Origin of the sequence: Bacteroides sp. 519, assembly GCF_010500955.1 — a bacterium.
In the GTDB taxonomy this organism is placed as follows: Bacteria; Bacteroidota; Bacteroidia; order Bacteroidales; family Bacteroidaceae; genus Bacteroides.
In genome coordinates this window covers 179,026-198,847 of record NZ_QVMJ01000001.1, presented here as the reverse complement: position 1 = coordinate 198,847, position 19,822 = coordinate 179,026, and the positions used below count along the sequence as shown (strand labels likewise).

Below are 19,822 nucleotides of genomic sequence, written 5' to 3'. Positions count from 1 at the left end.
AATCACTTTACTTTACCTACTTTTCCCTCTAAATCTCCCAGATACAAATCCAAAGAATGAGTAGATATTTGTATTTCCCAAATTGATACTCCCAGAGATGCTATTAATAAAAGTAACGCTACTCCAAATACGTATACAGATAGCAACTGTAATCCGATATAAATAAAAAACATTGTAACAACACATAGAAACAGGCTTCCAATTCCTAATATCTGCATTGTCCGGGTTAGATAGACTCTTTTCCGTAGATTAAGAATCTGTCCTACAGTTACCTCAGACGGATCTTCGACATACCGGTCTTTCAAGGTACGCACCAATTGAGCGTACGATAAAAAACGATTGGTGTAAGCTAACAGTATCAGCGAAACAGCCGAAAACAAAAGTGTAGGAGTTGTCAAGGTTAATTCTTCCATATCGGATTAGTTTGAGCAATTCTATTTTAGTACTTCGAGTTCTTTACCTACTTTAATAAAGGCTTCAATACACTTATCCAAGTGAGCCTTTTCGTGTCCGGCAGAGAGTTGCACACGGATACGTGCCTGACCTTGTGGTACTACAGGATAATAGAATCCGGTTACGTATATTCCTTCTTCCTGCATCCGGGCAGCAAAAACCTGCGATAGTTTTGCATCGTATAGCATAACTGCACAAATAGCACTTTGTGTAGGTTTAATATCGAATCCGGCTGCCAGCATCTTATCTCTGAAATAAGTTACATTTTCAACAAGTTTATCATGTAGTTCATTGCTCTCCTTCAACATATTGAATACTTCAATACTTGCTCCGATAATGCCAGGTGCCAACGAGTTAGAGAACAAATAAGGACGGCTGCGTTGACGCAGTAAGTCAATAATTTCTTTTTTACCAGTAGTAAAGCCACCTAATGCACCACCAAAAGCTTTACCAAGTGTACCGGTATAGAGATCAACACGATCGTATGTATTGAATAATTCACTTACTCCATGACCAGTGGCACCTACTACACCAGCCGAGTGCGATTCGTCTACCATTACAAGGGCATCATATTTTTCGGCCAGATCGCATATTTTATCCATCGGTGCTACATTTCCGTCCATAGAGAACACACCGTCGGTAACAATAATACGGAAACGTTGTGCCTGTACTTCCTGCAAACATTTCTCCAGTTCGCCCATATCTGCATTGGCGTATCTGTAACGTTTTGCTTTACACAAACGTACACCATCAATAATCGAGGCATGATTCAGAGAGTCGGAAATAATTGCATCTTCATCTGTAAAGAGAGGTTCAAATACTCCACCGTTTGCATCAAAACATGCGGCATATAATATGGTATCTTCTGTTTGGAAATATTCGGCTATAGCAGCTTCCAGTTCTTTATGAATATCTTGTGTACCACATATAAAGCGTACCGACGACATTCCATAGCCCCGGCGATCCATCATTTCCTGGGCGGCTTTAATCAAACGCGGATTATTTGATAATCCAAGGTAATTATTAGCACAGAAATTCAATACATCTTTTCCATTTACTTTAATGACTGCTTGCTGAGGACTTTCAATCAGTCTTTCTTCTTTGTATAAACCAGCTTCTTTAATTTCAGCAAGAGTATTGCTGAGGTATTCCTTCATTTTACCATACATAGGATTTAAGTTTTAAGTTTAAAAGTACTAAGTTCTTAACAAGAACTCAATTTTAGTGCAAAGGACACCATTTTTGTTGGAATAAACAATAACTTTTTGGTTGAATACAGAAAAAAAAATGTCTAACTTTGCCAACCTAAAAGAATGGAAGGAGTTAACTCAAGATTGAAATTGTTTAAGGTACATATTAGTCTACTCTTGCTTGGAATCTTTTTATTTTCGTGCGAAAATAAAAAGAAGACATCTGTCAACGCTGTACAAACAGATACAATGATAGTTGTTAACGACACCATACCTACTATTCTCAAAGACACTTTAGAAGAAGTAGAAGATCCTGAACCGGAAGTAGTGAGAGACGAATACTTTGACGATTTTATTTATCAGTTTGCATTGGACAAGAAATTTCAGCTTAAGCGAATTGTATTCCCCCTACCCTATTACAAAGAAAACGCTTCTCTGAAGCTAGAGAAGAGCGAATGGCAGCACGATAGTTTATTCTATAAATACAACCATTACACATTATTGTTTGATAAAGAAGAAGATTTCGACCTGCTTGATGAGGTGGACCCAAGCTCCATTCAGATAGAATGGATATATTTGAAATCGCATCTCTTAAAGAAGTACTACTTTGAGTGCATTAACGGAAGATGGATACTCGAAGCTGTTAACCTGCATTCTTTAGAAGAAGAGAAGAAAGACTTTGCTGACTTCTTCCTCAAATTCTCTACCGATAGCACCTTTCAAACAAAACACATCTGTAATCCGCTGAAGTTTATTACAACCGATCCGGATGATGACTTTGCTATACTTGAAACAACCATGGATTTGAATCAGTGGTTTACCCTACGCCCCGAACTACCCACCGAAATGTTTTCGAACATCAACTACGGACAAAAAAACGATGATAAGTCGCCTACCAAAATTGTTTACCTGAAAGGTGTAGGAAATGGATTTCTAAATACACTTTCGTTCAGAAAGAAACAAGGAAGATGGGAGTTGTTCCGATTTGAAGACACCAGCAATTAACATTAGATATTCCAGACATGATACAATACTTTGATAATTATTCTCTATTATCACACAACACCTTTGGCATTGATGTAAAAGCCACCCGTTTTATTGAATACGATACCGAAGAGGATTTATACGAGCTGATCCGCACCAACCAGATTACCCTACCCTATTTACATATTGGTGGAGGCAGCAATCTGTTATTCGTCAATAACTTTGAAGGAACCATTCTTCACTCGCGCATTAACACCATCCGCATTGTTGAAGAAAACGATAACGATGTGTTGGTTAAAGTAGGTTCGGGAGTGGTTTGGGACGATTTTGTAGCTCATTGTGTTGCAAACAAATGGTATGGAGCCGAAAACCTCTCTAATATACCCGGCGAAGTAGGTGCAAGTGCCGTACAAAACATTGGCGCTTACGGAGTAGAGGTTAAAGATATTATTCATTCTGTTGAAACAGTAAATATAAAAGGAGAGCAAAAAACGTATTTACGCAACAACTGCCAGTATGCTTACCGATACAGCATTTTCAAAGAACCGGAAATGAAAGATGTTATTGTTACTTCGGTATGTTTCCGGTTGAACAAGAAAGAATCGTATAAACTTGATTATGGCACAATACGGGCAGAGCTATCCGGGTTTCCGGAAACGTCATTAAAAAACGTTCGTCAGGCAATATTTAACATAAGAGGTTCTAAATTGCCGGATCCTGCCATTCAGGGCAATGCCGGAAGTTTTTTTATGAACCCCATTGTAAACAAACAAAAGCTAATTACGTTACAAAAAGATTATCCCGAAATTCCATTCTATGAGTTAGGTGCCGATGAGATAAAGATTCCTGCCGGATGGCTTATTGAGAAAAGCGGATGGAAAGGGAAATCAATCGGCCCGGCTAAGGTACACGATAAACAAGCGCTAGTACTGGTAAATACCGGAAAAGCCTCGGGAAAGGATATAATTGCACTGTCGGATGCTATAAGAACTTCTGTTAAAGAACAGTTTGGAATAGAAATCAAACCCGAAGTTTATATAATTACTAATGTGCCAATGTGAGAATATGCCAATGTGCCAATTACTAATGTACCAATGTGAGAATCGTAAATTGTTTAATTATAAAATTTATTGCGCCAGCCAATTAGCATATTGCCACATTGGCATATTGGCACATTGCTATCATGAAAATAAAAATATTGGGTAGCGGAACATCTACTGGCGTTCCTGAGATTGGATGCAATTGTACTGTATGTACTTCTACCGACACTAAAGATAAACGACTGCGCACATCTGCCTTAATTTATACAGATGATGCTACTCTTTTAATGGACTGCGGACCCGACTTCAGGGAACAGATGTTACACGTAGATTTCAACAAGATAGACGGAGTGCTTATTTCGCATGAACATTATGACCATGTTGGTGGTTTAGATGATTTAAGACCTTTTTGTAGGTTTGGCGAAGTAACTGTTTATGCCGAAGAATACACTGGGAATCGCTTAAGGAACAGAATGCCTTATTGCTTTACGGATATTAAATACCCAGGTGTTCCCGATGTGGTTTTAAAAGATATTGCCGAAGGTGAAGTGTTTTATATAAATAACACAAAAATAGTTCCTATTCGTGTTATTCATGGTAAACTACCCATCCTTGGATATCGTATAAACAATATGGCGTATATTACAGATATGTTAACCATGCCCGAAGAGTCGTACCAATATCTTGAAGGATTAGATTTATTGATATTGAATGCACTGAGAATTGAACCGCACATGTCTCATCAAACATTAGATGACGCCATAGCTGTGGCCCAAAGGATAGGCGCCGGCCAAACCTGGTTTATTCACATGAGCCACCATATGGGACTACATAAAGAAGCAGAAGCTACTTTACCCAATGGAATGCATTTAACTTACGATGGTCTTGAATTAGAAGTTTTTTAGATAATATTTTCGTTTGTTTACGGAATTTATTATTTTTGTTTCATCTCAAAAATAAAGACTATACTATGAAGCTTCGCTCTGTTCTCAAAATTGCTACAATAACCTCGGTTGTACTTCTGTGTATAGGGTTTGTTGTGCTTTTCTACTTTAGAATGACTAAGGTAGAGAAAGCAGAAGACTTTGATCTTTATTCAATTGTTCCATCCAATGCAATAGCTATTGTAGACTCTGATAACGTTGTTGATTTACTGAAAGGTATTAATGAACTCAGTTACAGCAACACAGAGGGTTTAAGTGATATCTCCATACTTTTCTCGCAACTGAAAGAATATATAAATACATTATTGAGCGAAACACCGCATGGTTTCAGCAGGCAAATGAGCAAGATGCTGATTAGCTTTCACGAACCAGACAATAACAGGAATCAGGTATTTTACTGTAGGCTGGGGGTAGGCGATAAAGATGTGGTCGACAGGTTTATTAAGAAGTATTGTGAGAGTTCCTTCCCTTCGAAATACTTTGATTACAAAGGAGAAGAGATTAGCATTTACTCCATGCCCGATGATAGTTTTCTGGCTTGCTACATAACCTCGGATTTTATGGTTGTAAGCTATCAGAAGAAATTAATTGAACAGGTAATTGACAGCAAACTGTCTAAGAAATCTATTCTGAACGATCCCGGATTTTCTCCCAAACGCACAACTGCCCGAAATCAACATCCGGCTATTGTACATCTACGAATGAGTTCAATAAACATAGGCAAAGACAGCTTAAAGACCTGTGTGGGCGGATGGACCGAATTCAGTTTGAAGATTAATTCGGATATAATGTATTTTGCCGGAGTAAACCACACACAAGATTCTACTGTTACATTTATGAATGTTTTGAAAAATCAAAAGCCTGTAGAAAACCTCTCAGGTGATATACTTCCTGCTTCAACATTCTATATTAAAAGGCATTCTGTTGCCGATCTGGAAAGCATCTTCGAATTCACCAGCATGGGTAAAGAGGATCAAAGCCAGATGTTATATATTAAAGATAAGAACAGGGAGTTAATGAGCTACCTTAATGAACATGCTAAAAACTCGGCAACAACCTGTATATTTTATCCATCCGACTCGGTATTTAATACATGCATGGTTATTAATATCCCTGTTACAAATCAAATCCGGGCCGAACGTTTCTTGCGCAATCTCTCTACCAACACTGTAACTGGAACGCATACTATATACTCTTTGCCCGAAAACACGTTGCTATCGCAACTAACAGGAACATCGAATTCTTCCACACTTTCGTATGCTTGTTTTTATAAAGGGAGTATGCTTGTTGGCCTCGACAACAATAGCATTCTTGCATATATTGATAATATTGAAAAGGGAAATACACTGGAAGCAGATGTTATGTACGAGGAAACAAAAGCAAACCTCTCCGATTTATATTCTTTTTTGTTAATAGCCGATTTGGGAGAGATAAAAAAACAACCTACGGAGTATTCTAGTTTAGTTCCGAATTTCTTTTTCCGTAACAGTAACTTCTTCGAGAACTTTATTCTTTCGTCTCAGTTTACTTGTGTGGATAGTATTGTGTATCCAAATGTTGTTTTGCTTTATAAAGAGAAGGCATTTCCTTCTTCTGCGCAGGCGGCTGTTATTCAATGAGTATTATAAGCTTATAGGGGTAAGTAGTAAGAATTTATACAGTATTGCATTCTTACTACTTACTTAATTCTTACTACTAATTTAACGCTTGTTCAATATCAGCAATAATATCATCTACATTTTCAATACCAACCGATAAACGAATTAGGTCAGGACGTACACCTGCTTCAATTAACTGTTCGTTGCTAAGTTGGCGATGGGTATGACTTGCCGGATGAAGCACACAGGTACGGGCATCGGCCACGTGAGTAACGATTGCTACCAGTTCAAGCTTATCCATAAATTTGATGGAAATTTCGCGACCACCCTTCAAACCGAAAGAGATTACACCACACGAACCGTTTGGCATGTATTTCTGCGCCAGTTTGTAGTATTTGTTTCCTGGAAGTCCACAATAATTTACCCATGCAACTTTTTCGTTTGCTTCTAAGTATTCGGCAACTTTCTGCGCATTATAGCAATGCTGTTTCATGCGTAGGTGAAGCGTTTCGAGGCCAATATTCAACAAGAATGAATTTTGAGGACTGGGGATGCTTCCTAGATCGCGCATTAATTGGGCAGTTGCTTTAGTTATATATGCACCTTTGCCAAAAGCTTTGGTATAAGTTAAGCCATGGTAAGATTCGTCTGGTGTACATAGTCCGGGGAATTTATCGGCATGCGCATCCCAGTCAAAGTTACCGCTATCAACAATACATCCGCCTACTGCTGTTGCATGTCCATCCATATATTTAGTGGTTGAATGCACAACAATATCTGCTCCCCATTCAAATGGGCGGCAGTTAATTGGGGTTGGAAAAGTGTTATCAACCACCAAAGGTACTCCGTGGTTATGGGCTATGCGAGCAAACTTTTCAATATCCAATACTTCGAGTGATGGATTAGAAACAGTTTCTCCAAACAAAAGTTTTGTGTTAGGTTTGAAAGCTGCGGATATTTCTTCTTCCGAAGCATCCGGATTAACGAAAGTTACTTCAATACCCAACTTTTTCATTGTTACCTCGAAGAGGTTGAAAGTACCACCATAGATAGCCGAAGAGCAAACAAAATGATCACCTGCCTGGCATATATTAAATATGGCATAGAAGTTGGCAGCCTGACCACTTGATGTAAGCATTGCAGCTACTCCACCTTCTAATGCAGCTATCTTTGCTGCTACAGCATCGTTTGTTGGATTCTGCAAACGGGTATAAAAATAGCCACTGTCTTCCAGATCAAACAAACGCGCCATTTGTTCACTTGTATCATATTTGAATGTTGTACTCTGATAAATAGGAAGTACACGGGGTTCTCCTTTCTTAGGAGTCCATCCGGCTTGAACACAAAGTGTTTCGGGCTTAAACTTAGACATAATGTTTATTAATAATTTTAACGTGATATACCAAAACGTTTATTTTTATAATCAATAACAATAAGATTGCATATCTTCTTGCAGCAAATTTTGTGGATAAATGCTTGTCCCCATGAAGAATACAGACAAGACAACAAGTGTTATGCTTCGTTTTTTTAATGTTATCATATTATATAGCATTTGTTTGAAATCAGAGAATAATGATTGTAAAAGTAACAAATTAATATGAATTTTGTTATATGGATTATTTCTTTTTTCTTTCCTGACTAAACGTATAACCTAAATTCCAGTAAAGGAACTGTGCTTTCCCGAAGTTGGTTGCCTTAATACCAAATGTGCCAAATAAGTTATCTTTAAGGTAAACCTTTACCCCCAGTATCTGATAAAACCGGGCACCTACAACATTTGCATGAATAATATCGTATCCCAGGTTAGCGAAAAGAGAATATACCGGCATAGCAATTTCTCCTTTTAAAGAAACCCCCAAAGAAAACCGATCGCCCAATTTACCTAACTTAACCCTGTCGTAAATCTTTCCGGATTCAGGGTGTATCTGTCTCCATGATTTAATACCAGCACTTTCATCGTAAGTAAATTCTATACTAGGACCCCATTTGTATTTATAGGAATTTTGAAACAAACGAGCATAACTTATACCCAGTACTTTAAACTTACGATCTGTAAACTCACTCGATAAGCCAGTATTGAGGGTATCTACGCGTGCATTTCTGGACGAAATGAGAATCATTAAATCATGATCTATCTTTTTTCTGAATGGAGGAGGTGTTATGCTTCGATCAACAAAGCCTTCATCGTCTTTCCTGTTAAAATAGTATGCAAGTTCAACAAAGCCGGCAACCATGTTGAGTCCTTTGTTTGGTAATGAATATGCACCATTAGAAAAATGTGTGAAGCCTGCTCCCAAATGAATATCAAAATGTTTGGATAACCGCCATTTGAGAAACAAATTACCTGCCACATGAATGTTTACACTGGAACCCAATGCTATATTATTGGGATTGTCGAACGGATCGTAACACTTCCAGTTAAAAGAGCCTCCCAGGTTCCATTCATAATTAAGGCTCAGATTATGTTTTAATCTGAATAGTTGTGCCCCTTGAAAGAAATAAAGTGAGAAAGGTGTACCTAAATCGTGATTACGATAAAAATTAGCCATATAGAAACCAATTCCCCCATAAGGCATGCCATATGCATGGTCTTTCCAGTCGTCGCCGGTAGAGGTTAGTCCATATTTTATGGAAAAGGAAGAATAATGTGGAATTTTATATTCACCAGCAACAAAGTCGTTGGTTGGAATTACAGCACCGTTAGATGCATTAAAAATAAGAAAATGTGGCAATTTAGGTTTTATGGAATCATTTGTTAAATCTTTGGCATGCAGAGAAAATCCCATTAGTCCGCTCAATAAGCAGATACATAGTAGTTTTTTCATATTTCGGTTTTATTTGCGTGCAAAGATATGACTTTTTACTGAAACAAAGATAACTGCGGATCGAGCGGATTCATTTTTTCTTTCATAACCTTAGCGTATCCCAACTGTTATAGGGCAGACATTCAGCTACAGAAGATTTTTGCCCAAAAAACCATCATAAGTATCATAACACACCTATCAAATTGATTTTCAACATGATACATTATTGCATTCCCCAAAAAAGTAAAACATAAGTACCATTACAAGTATCATAACCCATCACTCAAAACTTACCACTTATTACTCATAATTACCTCATACACAGTTCCATATATTACATTTTGCTGAGGATTTCATAAATCAGGTCATTACGTAATGTCGTTTACTGGTTACTTTCATATCTTTGGGGTTGTTTTAGTTATTTAGTTATTCGGTTTTTGCATCTCTGTAGGATGCCTTTTGTTTCTCTATACAAAACTAACTGTTTCTCAGTATGAAACCAACAGTTTCACGGTATGAAACCAACAGTTTTCTATATAGGAAACTACTTGTTTTCTATGCATGAAACTACTTGTTTTCTATATAGAAAACTAATAGTTTCATTGGTAGAAAACAAAATGAAACTACTAGTTTTTTAAACCCAAGTTATAATGAAACTATTTTTGTTCTATGAAAGTAGAGACGCAGGCGAAACATTGGACTAAAACACTAAAACAAGGATAACTGCGGATTGGGCGGATTCATTTTTTCTTTCATAACCTTAGCGTATCCCGACTGAACATTGTATTTTCTTCGCAGTTCGTTTACCATTTCGTATAACGTTGTTTTGTACTCAGGGCCGGCACTTCCTGTTTTGTATAAGCGGGAGAATGATTCGAAGAGGTGGGGAAAATCTTTTTGCATAAAATCGAGGAATACGCTACGTGTTTTCCCTCGCAAATACAGTGTGCCTGGTAAAGCATAATGCACCTTGCTATCGTTGGCGTAATAGAACAATGTTTCCAGATTCTCTCTGTTATCTGTAAGAAAGGGAATAATAGGCATCAGATGTAATCCGGTAGAGGCATTTGTTTTTCTGAACTCTTTCAGCATAGCAAAACGCCGTAGCGAAGTTACGCCGCCCGGTTCTATTTTACTGCGGATGTTCTCGTCCATACAGGTTATGGTAGCGGCAATATTTATATAAGTTATGCGCGATAACTGGTCGATTAAATCATAATCGCGTAATACCAGATCGGATTTAGTTGATATAATTGCAGGTGTTTTGTATTTAATCAGCAGTTTCAGGATTTCGGGCATGATTTTGTATTCGGCCTCTGCTGGTTGGTAACTATCGGTTACGCCACCCAGATTTATAACTTCGCGTTTCCAGCGTGGGCTTCGCAATTCCTGTTCCAGCTTCTCTACAATATTTGTTTTTACAAGTATATCTCCGGTAAAATTATCTTTGTCGAGGTATTTATGCGAATATTGTGCAAAGCAATACGGACATCCATGTTGGCAACCACGATACACATTTAAATCCCATCCATAGGGTATTTTGCGCTTGAGTTTATTAAGGGCGTTCTCGCAGGTAATTTCTTCTATCCGGATTTCCATATAGTTATTCATTAATTAGAACACAGAGACACAGAGGCACAGAGTTTTAAGTTTTGAGTTATGAGTAGTGAGTTATGAGATACATCGTATGGTAACTTAAAAACTCTGTGCCTCTGTGTCTCTGTGTTCTAATATCCGGATTATTTCAATCCCATTTTCCGGGCAATGTCACGTGGAATAGCATCTTTGTGTACTACAATGTTCATTGTTTTGTACTCAACAAAAGCTTTTGAGGCATACCAGGTTCCATTAAATGTGTTGTTGGTTCCCCACGAGTTTTTAACCATGTAGTATGACTTTCCTGTTTGGTCTTTCGCAATACCATAAATTTGCATACCATGATCGTCTGTAGTTTCCCAGTTATCGTATGCCATTTGACGCATTTCCTGAGTGATTGTTTTTTCAGGAGCGGGTTTTGAAGTAACTTCTTTGCGCTTATCTTCGGTAGTAAGACCAGTCCAGCGAGCCATATCCGATCCGCTCAGGTCAGTACGTTCCATATCAGGCACAACAGCAATACCGTTTCTGCTGAATCCCATTTCGCTTACATCACTTGCCCATGCAACAGTATATCCGTTGTTTACAGCGTTGTCAATAATACTCATCATTTCGTTTAGCGGAACGTTCCACGAAAGTGCATTGCGCCAGTTGTCGGGAATCTCAAGAGAGAATTCTGTGTAGAATGGGTAATGTGTATAAGAGGTGAGCGAAATATAATCGTCGGGATTTAAGCCCAGTGATTGAGCAAATGTTTTTGGAGTGTACTCCTTGCCATTGTATGTAAATGTTTCGGGCAATTCTCCCAGGTAAGTGTCGTAAACGGCACTAAGTCCCTGTTTCCAAACCGATGTTAACTTGCTGAATTTTCCTTTTGCAATAGCATTAACATATCCGCCGGCTACAGCATCGAGTTCGTTATGAATGGGCAACGGTTCACCATATTTAATACCCGGCATAGCATCCTGAGGTACTATTCCGTAATTTTTCCAAGTGTACAAAACATCATAGAAACTGCCACCGGGCGAGAAACCACCATCGCCATGCATTCTTACATATCTTTCGGCACGGTCGGTCATTGTATGATGAACAACAAACATCTCCGACAAATCGTATTCGCCTTTTCCTGTACGTAGAAGCTCCGACTCCATAAATCCAAGTCCGGAAAAGCTCCAGCAAGTGCTTGAACGATTTTGATTTTTAACTGATGTGATTGGGTTTTCCTTAACTGTTGTGAAAACAAAATTCTGCGCCTGGGTACCGATAGCAAAAGCAAACAGTGCGGCGGTTAGTAGCATTTTTTTCATGATTATTATAATGTAGTTATATTTATGCGTCAAAGATACATTAATTTTAGAAATCAATCACATTTAATGCTGAGAAACAGAGTCGTCAAGGTTTCCTTCAATTGTTATTGAATACTCTTGAATATGTTTTCATGTTTACTTTCCAGTCAATAGTTGGTAAATATAAGAATTATCTGTTTATTCTTAATTAAAATTTTAATTTTGCAGAAACTTAAGGAGAAAATCTTCTTTCAACTTTCAACTAAAACAATGAATGGTAAAATAGCAATAACCCCGTCTACAGCATTGATACTCGAAGGAGGAGGCATGCGTGGCGTCTTTACTTGTGGCGTATTAGATTGTTTCATGGATAAGGATATTCGTTTCCCTTATACAATCGGCGTTTCGGCAGGTGCTTGTAACGGACTCTCGTATATGTCGCGCCAACGTGGAAGGGCCAAATATAGTAACATTGATCTGTTGGAAAAATATAGATACATAGGGATAAAGTACCTGCTTAAGAAGCGGAATATTATGGATTTTGATTTATTGTTCCATGATTTCCCCGAACGTATATTGCCTTATGACTACGATGCTTACTTTGCTACTCCCGAACGCTACGTTATGGTAACCTCGAACTGTATCACTGGCGAAGCCAATTATTTTGAAGAAAAAAGCGACAGTAAGCGGGTTATTGATATTGTAAAAGCCTCAAGCAGTTTGCCTTTTGTTTGCCCAATTGCGTATGTAGATGGTGTTCCGATGCTCGATGGTGGCATAGTTGATTCTATCCCTCTGCAACGGGCTATAGATGATGGATATAACAATCGAAATGTAGTGGTGCTTACCCGTAACCGGGGATATCGCAAAGAAACAAAGGATATCAGGATTCCTTCTTTTGTTTATCGCAAATATCCCAAAATGCGTGATGCTTTGAGCAAGCGTAGCCAAATATACAACGCCCAATTGGATATGGTAGAGGATATGGAAGACAGGGGCTTAATAACTGTTATTCGTCCGTTACAACCGGTAGCAGTAGACCGCGTTGAAAGAGACATACAAAAGCTAACAGCCTTTTACGAAGAAGGCTACAGATGCGCTTCGCAATTGTTGTAACCTGTTTGTATTGTGTTGTGTAACAAAAATTTGTACCTTTTTCTGTTTTAATGTATGCTTCCTCTTTTAAGTCATAAATCAATACATTAAGGTTTGGAAGATAGCGTTTGGTTTGATATATTGAAGATTCTAACCTGCATTCATTCCAGAATGGAAGGAGTTATCGCTTCGCTAGGAGTTAAAGGAGTTAAAGCTTTGAAGTATCTTAGAGCTATAACTCCTAAGGAGCAAAGCTCCTGATAACTCCCTTTAACTACTTCCATTCTGGAATATGAATAAGGCAGGCTAATATTATCGAACTAATAATCACTATCTATGAAAAAAGAAGTATGTTGTGTGCTGTTTGTAGCGATAGCTGCGGCAGGATGTATTGGTGAAGATACTTCACGTTGTAATAATATGGGGCCTGTAGAATTTAAACTAAGTGCTAAGATCGAAGCTGATGAAACCCGCACTCCTTACAATCCTTCCGAAAACCTAACCGCCCGTGTATTAGCATCTACCTGTGCCGGAGATTACGACCCAACTTATGCAAATGGTATTATTGCTTTTGCATGTAATGGTACATCGCAGGGAAGTTACCAGGAATTAGGTTTTACCGGTAACAGGTATTTTGCCAACGATAATAATGATCCGGTTTATTTTGTAGGGCTTTATCCGGCTAATAATTGGCAAACCGAAAGAAACGTTGCTTTGTATACACTGGATGGAAAAACGGATTTGATGGCAGCGGCTCAGGTATACAAACGAAGAACAGAAGTACAAAAAGATGCTTTCAATTGTCCGCAGTTGGTATTTAAACGCTTGCTTACCAAGCTGGAAATAAGAATAAAGGCAGAGAATGAAAAAGCAGCCGAAACCTGGGGCGAGATAACAAAAATAGAATTAGTAGGAGCTAAAGGAGGGCTTTACTCTATGGCTTCTGTTGATCTGGAACTGGGAACTGCATCGTTTGGGTTGCCGGTCGACGATTATCCGGTTTACATCATGTCGGAAACCAATGGTAAGATGATTTATACAAATACCAAATTCGAAAACCAGTCGTTTCCGGTTTCGTTGACTATAGAAACACCTGTTTACAAGGCTTATACATTAACGGCTCCCATTGTTCCGGGAACCTCCGGTTATGATTATACTTTCAGAATATATACTACAAAAGCAAAAGACTCTTTTGTAACAGTAGGCGTTAACTTAAAAGACGCCAATGGCAATCAGTTCAAGAAGAAAACAACCGGGAAGAGTTTTGTAATTACATTAGAAATTAAGAATTAAGAATTAGGAATTAAGAATTACAGCGGCAACTTAATTCTTAATTCTTAATTCCTAATTCCTAATTAATTTAACCCTCTATTCTTCAGCAAAGGTTCCGTTGCGGGTTGTTTGCCTCTGAAATTCACATACATATCCATTGCATCATCAATTCCGCCGGGAGTTAATACATATTTACGGAAATTGGTAGCAATGTTGTTATTGAATATATCGCCGGTTTCAACAAATGCCTGATAAGCATCGCAATCCAGAACTTCCGACCATATATAGCTATAATAGCCGGCAGTATAACCGCCTCCCATTGTATGATTAAAATAAGTGCTGCGGTAGCGCGAGGGAATTTGTTTCAATATACCTCGTTCGCCCAGTACTTTATTTTCAAATTTGATAGGATCAAGATCAGCAGGTATCTCTTTTAATACATGATAATCCATATCCAGAAGAGAAGCTGCCAGATATTCGGTAGTAACAAATCCCTGACCATATTTTCCGCTCTTATCCAGTTTCTCTATTAGTTCGGCCGGAATAACTTCACCGGTTTCATAATGTTTGGCATACACTTTCAATACTTCCGGTTCAAACACCCAATGTTCCATAATTTGTGAAGGCAGTTCAACAAAATCACGTGGAACGCCCGATATACCATAATAATGTACATCTTTGAATAGATTATGTAGGGCATGACCAAATTCATGGAACAATGTTTCGGCTTCGTCGGCACTTAAAAGAGCCGGTTGGCCGGGAGTAGGCTGACTGAAATTGCAAACAATTGTTACAACCGGAGCCACACGTTTACCATCCTGGTAAGTTTGCGAACGATAAGTTCCGCACCACGCTCCACTACGTTTGCTACTACGTGGAAAATAATCCATATACAGCACTCCAAGGTGAGTACCATCTTTATCTTTACATTCAAAAAGTTCGGCATCCGGATGTGGAAGCGGAACATTCTTTACTTGTGTAAAGGTAATACCATATAATTTATTGGCCACATAATAAGCACCATCTCTTACGTTTTCCAGTTTCAGGTAAGGGCGTATCTGGCTTTCGTCCAAATCAAACTTCGTTTTTTTAGCTCTTTCAAAGTAATAACGCCAATCCCAACCTTCGGCAGTGAAGTTTTTACCGTCTTTTGCAATTTCAGCTTGTATATCGGCCAGTTCTTCTTTGGCTTTCTTTAACGAAGGTTCCCAAAGCTCGTTTAATAAGTTGTATACATTTGCCTCGTTTTTCGACATACGTTCCTCAAGCACAAAAGATGCAAAATCGTTGTATCCCATCAACTTTGCTTTTTGCAGTCGCAAAGTAATCAGTTTCTTAACAATTTCGTTGTTATCATATTCGTTGCCATTATTCCCTCTGTTAATGTAGGCATTGAATACCTTTTCGCGAAGCTCGCGGTTATCAGCATTTTGCAAAAATGGCAATGCGCTCGGATTTTGTAGCTTTATAATCCATTTACCCTCCATACCAGCATTTTTTGCTTCGATGGCAGCATTGGCAATCTGTGTTTCGGTTAAGCCCGATAAATCTTTTTCATTTTCAATAACCAACTGGTAATCATTGGTTTCTTTCCGCATGTTTTGCGAGAATGTTACCTGTAGTGTAGATATTTCACTATTCAATTTTCTAAGTGTTGCCTGCTGTTCTTCCGATAAATTAGCCCCACCACGTACAAAACGCTTGTAGGTTTCTTCGAGCAATTTTGTTTGCTCTTTATCCAATCCTAGCTCATCTCTCTTATCATAAATAGACTTTACCCGTGCAAATAATACGGGATTCAGGCGTATATCGTCGCTATGTTTAGAAAACAAGGGCGACATTTTTTTATTTAACTCATCCAGTTCGTCGGTAGTATTGGCACTCGATAAACCATAAAATACAGTTTGTACCTTTCGCAAGAGTTTTCCACCCTGATCCATTGCCAAAATAGTATTTTTGAAGGATGGATTGTCAGGGTTATTGCATATTGCCTCAATGTTTTCCATTTCTTCTTCCATTCCTTTTAACAATGCAGGTTCAAAATGTTCTGCCTTAATCAAGTTGAATGGAGGAACACCAAATTGAGTTTCGTACTCAGCAAAGAATGGATTCTCACTGTTGTTTTGGGGCGCCGGTGAGTTGCACGAGCATAAAAATGCAGCAAATGCAGTAGCCATCATCATTTTTTTCATGTTCTCTAATAATATTTATAAGTTAGTGTGTTTGAGGCAAATATAAGCATAATTACCGAATAAACAGTGATAAAGGACATCCAAAAGGATATTTGGGGCTGTTATTATTTCAATTTTATTCTTATCTTTGTATCAAGATTGAAATGATTCTAATAAAGTATTAGTAGTTAGATTTTACTCTAATTCTTTTTATACAATAAAAATCATTGGCAATGGAGGTGTACTCCATAAAATCTAGTTTATATATGAGGTAGGGATTTATAATTCTTGTTTGTGCCAATGATGAGCACCTCCTTTGTCGGAAGATAAGGGAGGTGCTTTTTTTAAAAGAATGGTAGGAGTTGAATTAAAACACGGAGACACAGAAACACGGAGCTTTTCCTTGTGCTGAACACAGAGTTATTGTACAACAAAAGCGAAGCCTCCGTGTTCAGCACAAGGAAAAGCTCCGTGTTTCTGTGACTCTGTGTTTTAATTTCTGGAACCTGAACAATTCAGGCTAAAGGCTCTCCATCACTATCTGTATGCTTTGAGTTGTATTTCCTGTTACAGTTACAGGATCATAACCTAGCGAGCGAATCATCAGATTTGTATTATCACCTGCTTCTAATTCAAAATACCCATTAGCATTTGAATGTGTGCGTTTGTTGGCACCAGGAATAGAAATGGTAGCCCCCGATATAGGATTTCCATCTTTATCAACTACCCTTCCTCTGATTTTTGGCAGGTTGCTTTCTTCTTTCCTTTCTGCATCTTCGGTTTCCTGCACTTCTTGGACTTTGGTTTGAATAACAGGTGTTTCGATTATGGGTTCGGGTTCAGATTGTATCTGAGCAATATTGCTATCTGCAACAACTTTTTTTTGCTCAACAACAATTTTCGGTTCAGCTACTGTTTCATTAATAACCGGATTTTCGGGCTGTCTTTGCATGCTCTCCGTTTCGGACGAAACGGGTATCCTTGTTTCTTTTTGCAGAGCGGTTGGCTTTTCTTCCTCTATATCTTCATTTGCTGTTTCAGCAAATGCTTCCGAAGCAGTAAAAGAGTTGGAAGCACTTTGTGCAATGGTATCTTCTTTTGTTTTCTCTGTTTTAAAAGATGCCATCAAATTAGAAAAAGCATCCGGTTTAATAATCAGGAAATATGTGCTGGCAGTCAATACAACAATAATAACAGCGGCAATGCTGCCAATTAGTTTATAGTTAACACCTTTATGGCATTTTTTCATTACCTGCTTTTGCAGATTTTCGATCTGGTTTTTATATTTGCCCTTTTCCTGTTCGTAACCTTCAAGCGCATCGGCCAAAAACGGATCATTCATGGCATCGAACTCAAACCGGTTGGCGTTTTTTCCTTTTTTATTTCCTTGTATATAATTGATAATATTCATAATGCGTTTTTTGTGAGGCATGTTTTTAAATTACGTTTTCCATTCTGAATATTACTTTTTACTGCTTTCAGCGAGTATCCGGTTCGGTCTACAATATCGGCATACGACATTTTTTTCATAAAGAAATGTATTATGCAAATACGTTGCTTATCGGGTAATCTCTCAATGCAAGGTTGTACACTATCCAGCATCGATTTTTCTTCCTCTTCATATAAAAGATGCAGAAACTCTTGCGATTCCATATTTTCGGTACTCAAATCTATGCTTATTTCTTTATTTTCTTTGCGGAGTAATTGCAGGCAGTGGTTTTTAACTACAGTGTATAGCCAAGTGCGGAAGGAGTTGATTTCGTAATTACGGACTTTGGGTAGCAAATCTTCGAAGATTTGCATAACAGCATCTTTGGCCTCTTCTTGTTGCTGCAAATATTTCAGGCATGTACCATAAATGAGCGGAATATATCGGTTATATAACTCACCAAAGTATTCAGCTTCGTTCATTTCCTTATATTTCAATAGTAGTTCTTCCTCTGTAAGGAGAGATATATCTCTTAACTTGGACACAATTGTAATGTATTAGACGTTGTTGAGCAAAAATAGAAAAAAATGTTGGTAAACTTAAAATAAATTGCTTTATTATTCCCGATTGCTCATAAAATCATAAAAAAAACCTATTTACTTGATTTTAATAAATATTGTTAGTATATTCAAGAAGATTTTAATCTGAATGTATGAGCAATAATGTGAATGGCAAGAATGCCAAAGATGTATGGAATGTTCTAAACCACGCTGTTTCGGGCATTAGTATTCGGGAGTTATGTAACCAGTTGGCCTTAACTTTTGAAGAAGTTATGTTAGCAATCAGGTGGCTCGCCAAGGACCATAATATTGGTTTAGCCAATAGAAATGGAGATTTAATGCTTATTGGTGCATAGCGTCTTTTACCGAAGAATTTTCTCATTCAATTACCCTAAATCAGGATATTAATACCGGATTTAGGGTAATTGTTTTTTCTATCCCTATGTTTTTCTGAACTTTATATGCTACAAATTTAAACTTTTATATGTTTATTTGCGTTCGGATAAGTACATAAAGAACTAATAATATGCAATGGAAAGGAAGGCGTGGTAGCGCTAATGTAGACGACCGACGCGGTCAAGGGAGGGTTCCGGCAGGGAAAGGCTGTGGTCTTGGCAGTATAGGAACCCTGGTAGTGATAGTTATATTTTGGCTGATGGGTGGCAATCCTCTTCAGTTACTGGGTTTATTAGAGAATTCATCGGGCAGTGGTGATTATGCTCAAAGCTATACGCCTACTGCCGAAGAAGATTCGTTGGCACGTTTTGTATCTGTTGTTCTTGCTGATACAGAGGATGTTTGGGACTCCGTATTTAAAGAGATGGGACGGTCTTACCGCAAACCAACCCTAGTATTATTTACCGGATATACCACATCGGCATGTGGTTCGGCTCAAAGTTCAACCGGCCCCTTCTACTGTTCGGCCGACGAAACAATTTATGTAGACCTCTCATTCTTTAATCAGATGGCAACACAGCTTCATGCTGGTGGCGATTTTGCATACGCATACGTAATTGCTCATGAAGTGGGGCATCATGTGCAAAAATTGTTGGGCACGCTAGATCAGGTACATACACAAATGAATAATACCAATCAGAAAGGTGCTAATCAGTTATCCGTAAAATTAGAATTGCAAGCCGATTTTTATGCCGGTTTGTGGGCAAACCGTACACAAAGCATGTTTAATAGTTTGGATGCCGATGATATTGACGAAGCCCTGAATGCAGCTTCGGCCATTGGCGACGACAGACTGCAACAAGAAGCACAGGGATATACAGTGCCCGATTCTTTTACACATGGTACTTCCAAACAACGCCATGATTGGTTTTATAAAGGATATCGTACAGGTGATATAAATCAAGGAAATACTTTTCGCTAGAGGTGAAATATATTCATCACAG

17 protein-coding genes are annotated in these 19,822 nt (G+C 38.3%); 8 read left to right on the top strand and 9 right to left on the bottom strand.

The window, feature by feature from the left end:
- Positions 1-2: 2 nt before the first annotated feature.
- Both D0T85_RS00760 and kbl read right to left on the bottom strand, forming a co-directional pair.
- Positions 3-413 (bottom strand): DUF2721 domain-containing protein, encoded by a 411-nt coding sequence (locus D0T85_RS00760; RefSeq protein WP_163209242.1) that lies wholly within the window; start codon positions 411-413, stop codon positions 3-5.
- 21 nt (positions 414-434) lie between these two features.
- A complete protein-coding gene (gene kbl, locus D0T85_RS00755) occupies positions 435-1,622 on the bottom strand; it encodes a glycine C-acetyltransferase (protein WP_163209240.1) in 1,188 nt (395 codons plus the stop codon).
- A 144-nt stretch (positions 1,623-1,766) separates the two neighbouring features.
- Between kbl and D0T85_RS00750 the strand changes: the two genes are divergently transcribed.
- From D0T85_RS00750 to D0T85_RS00735, 4 genes are all read left to right on the top strand, one after another.
- Positions 1,767-2,648 carry a DUF4348 domain-containing protein gene (locus D0T85_RS00750; protein ID WP_163209238.1) on the top strand — a complete coding sequence of 294 codons (882 nt, stop codon included), beginning with the start codon at positions 1,767-1,769 and terminating at the stop codon, positions 2,646-2,648.
- 17 nt (positions 2,649-2,665) lie between these two features.
- Positions 2,666-3,688, top strand: a complete 1,023-nt coding sequence (gene murB, locus D0T85_RS00745) for a UDP-N-acetylmuramate dehydrogenase (protein ID WP_163209236.1) — start codon at positions 2,666-2,668, stop codon at positions 3,686-3,688.
- A gap of 122 nt (positions 3,689-3,810) precedes the next feature.
- Entirely contained in the window at positions 3,811-4,572 is a 762-nt protein-coding gene (locus D0T85_RS00740) for an MBL fold metallo-hydrolase (RefSeq protein WP_163209234.1), read from the top strand.
- A 65-nt stretch (positions 4,573-4,637) separates the two neighbouring features.
- A complete protein-coding gene (locus tag D0T85_RS00735; RefSeq protein ID WP_163209232.1) occupies positions 4,638-6,230 on the top strand; it encodes a DUF3352 domain-containing protein in 1,593 nt (530 codons plus the stop codon).
- A 76-nt stretch (positions 6,231-6,306) separates the two neighbouring features.
- Here the strand turns inward: D0T85_RS00735 and D0T85_RS00730 are convergent, their stop codons facing one another.
- The 4 genes from D0T85_RS00730 to D0T85_RS00715 form a co-directional block, all read right to left on the bottom strand.
- Positions 6,307-7,584: an O-acetylhomoserine aminocarboxypropyltransferase/cysteine synthase family protein gene (locus tag D0T85_RS00730; RefSeq protein ID WP_163209875.1), complete on the bottom strand. Its 1,278-nt coding sequence runs from the start codon at positions 7,582-7,584 to the stop codon at positions 6,307-6,309.
- Between the two features lie 241 nt (positions 7,585-7,825).
- The gene (locus tag D0T85_RS00725) at positions 7,826-9,034 is read right to left on the bottom strand and encodes an acyloxyacyl hydrolase (protein ID WP_163209230.1); all 1,209 of its coding nucleotides are present in this window, start codon (positions 9,032-9,034) and stop codon (positions 7,826-7,828) included.
- A 687-nt stretch (positions 9,035-9,721) separates the two neighbouring features.
- Positions 9,722-10,612, bottom strand: a complete 891-nt coding sequence (locus tag D0T85_RS00720; RefSeq protein ID WP_203558386.1) for a radical SAM protein — start codon at positions 10,610-10,612, stop codon at positions 9,722-9,724.
- A gap of 140 nt (positions 10,613-10,752) precedes the next feature.
- Complete coding sequence (locus tag D0T85_RS00715) at positions 10,753-11,916, bottom strand: aminopeptidase C (protein WP_163209226.1); 1,164 nt, start codon at positions 11,914-11,916, stop codon at positions 10,753-10,755.
- Between the two features lie 249 nt (positions 11,917-12,165).
- Between D0T85_RS00715 and D0T85_RS00710 the strand changes: the two genes are divergently transcribed.
- Together D0T85_RS00710 and D0T85_RS00705 are read left to right on the top strand one after the other, a co-directional pair.
- Positions 12,166-13,011: a patatin family protein gene (locus D0T85_RS00710; protein ID WP_163209224.1), complete on the top strand. Its 846-nt coding sequence runs from the start codon at positions 12,166-12,168 to the stop codon at positions 13,009-13,011.
- 315 nt (positions 13,012-13,326) lie between these two features.
- Positions 13,327-14,283, top strand: a complete 957-nt coding sequence (locus D0T85_RS00705; RefSeq protein ID WP_163209222.1) for a fimbrillin family protein — start codon at positions 13,327-13,329, stop codon at positions 14,281-14,283.
- Positions 14,284-14,345: 62 nt separating this feature from the next.
- Here D0T85_RS00705 and D0T85_RS00700 read toward each other — a convergent pair whose 3' ends face one another.
- The 3 genes from D0T85_RS00700 to D0T85_RS00690 form a co-directional block, all read right to left on the bottom strand.
- The gene (locus D0T85_RS00700) at positions 14,346-16,454 is read right to left on the bottom strand and encodes a M3 family metallopeptidase (protein WP_163209220.1); all 2,109 of its coding nucleotides are present in this window, start codon (positions 16,452-16,454) and stop codon (positions 14,346-14,348) included.
- Between the two features lie 499 nt (positions 16,455-16,953).
- A complete protein-coding gene (locus D0T85_RS00695; RefSeq protein WP_163209218.1) occupies positions 16,954-17,844 on the bottom strand; it encodes a carboxypeptidase-like regulatory domain-containing protein in 891 nt (296 codons plus the stop codon).
- Positions 17,841-18,344 (bottom strand): RNA polymerase sigma factor, encoded by a 504-nt coding sequence (locus D0T85_RS00690; RefSeq protein ID WP_203558400.1) that lies wholly within the window; start codon positions 18,342-18,344, stop codon positions 17,841-17,843. Before D0T85_RS00690 ends, D0T85_RS00695 begins: the two co-directional genes overlap by 4 nt.
- 230 nt (positions 18,345-18,574) lie before the next feature.
- On the opposite strand from D0T85_RS00690, the gene D0T85_RS00685 reads away from it, so the two are divergent.
- The gene (locus D0T85_RS00685) at positions 18,575-18,778 is read left to right on the top strand and encodes a winged helix-turn-helix domain-containing protein (protein ID WP_163209216.1); all 204 of its coding nucleotides are present in this window, start codon (positions 18,575-18,577) and stop codon (positions 18,776-18,778) included.
- A 170-nt stretch (positions 18,779-18,948) separates the two neighbouring features.
- Positions 18,949-19,800, top strand: a complete 852-nt coding sequence (locus tag D0T85_RS00680; RefSeq protein WP_163209214.1) for a neutral zinc metallopeptidase — start codon at positions 18,949-18,951, stop codon at positions 19,798-19,800.
- Positions 19,801-19,822: the final 22 nt, after the last annotated feature.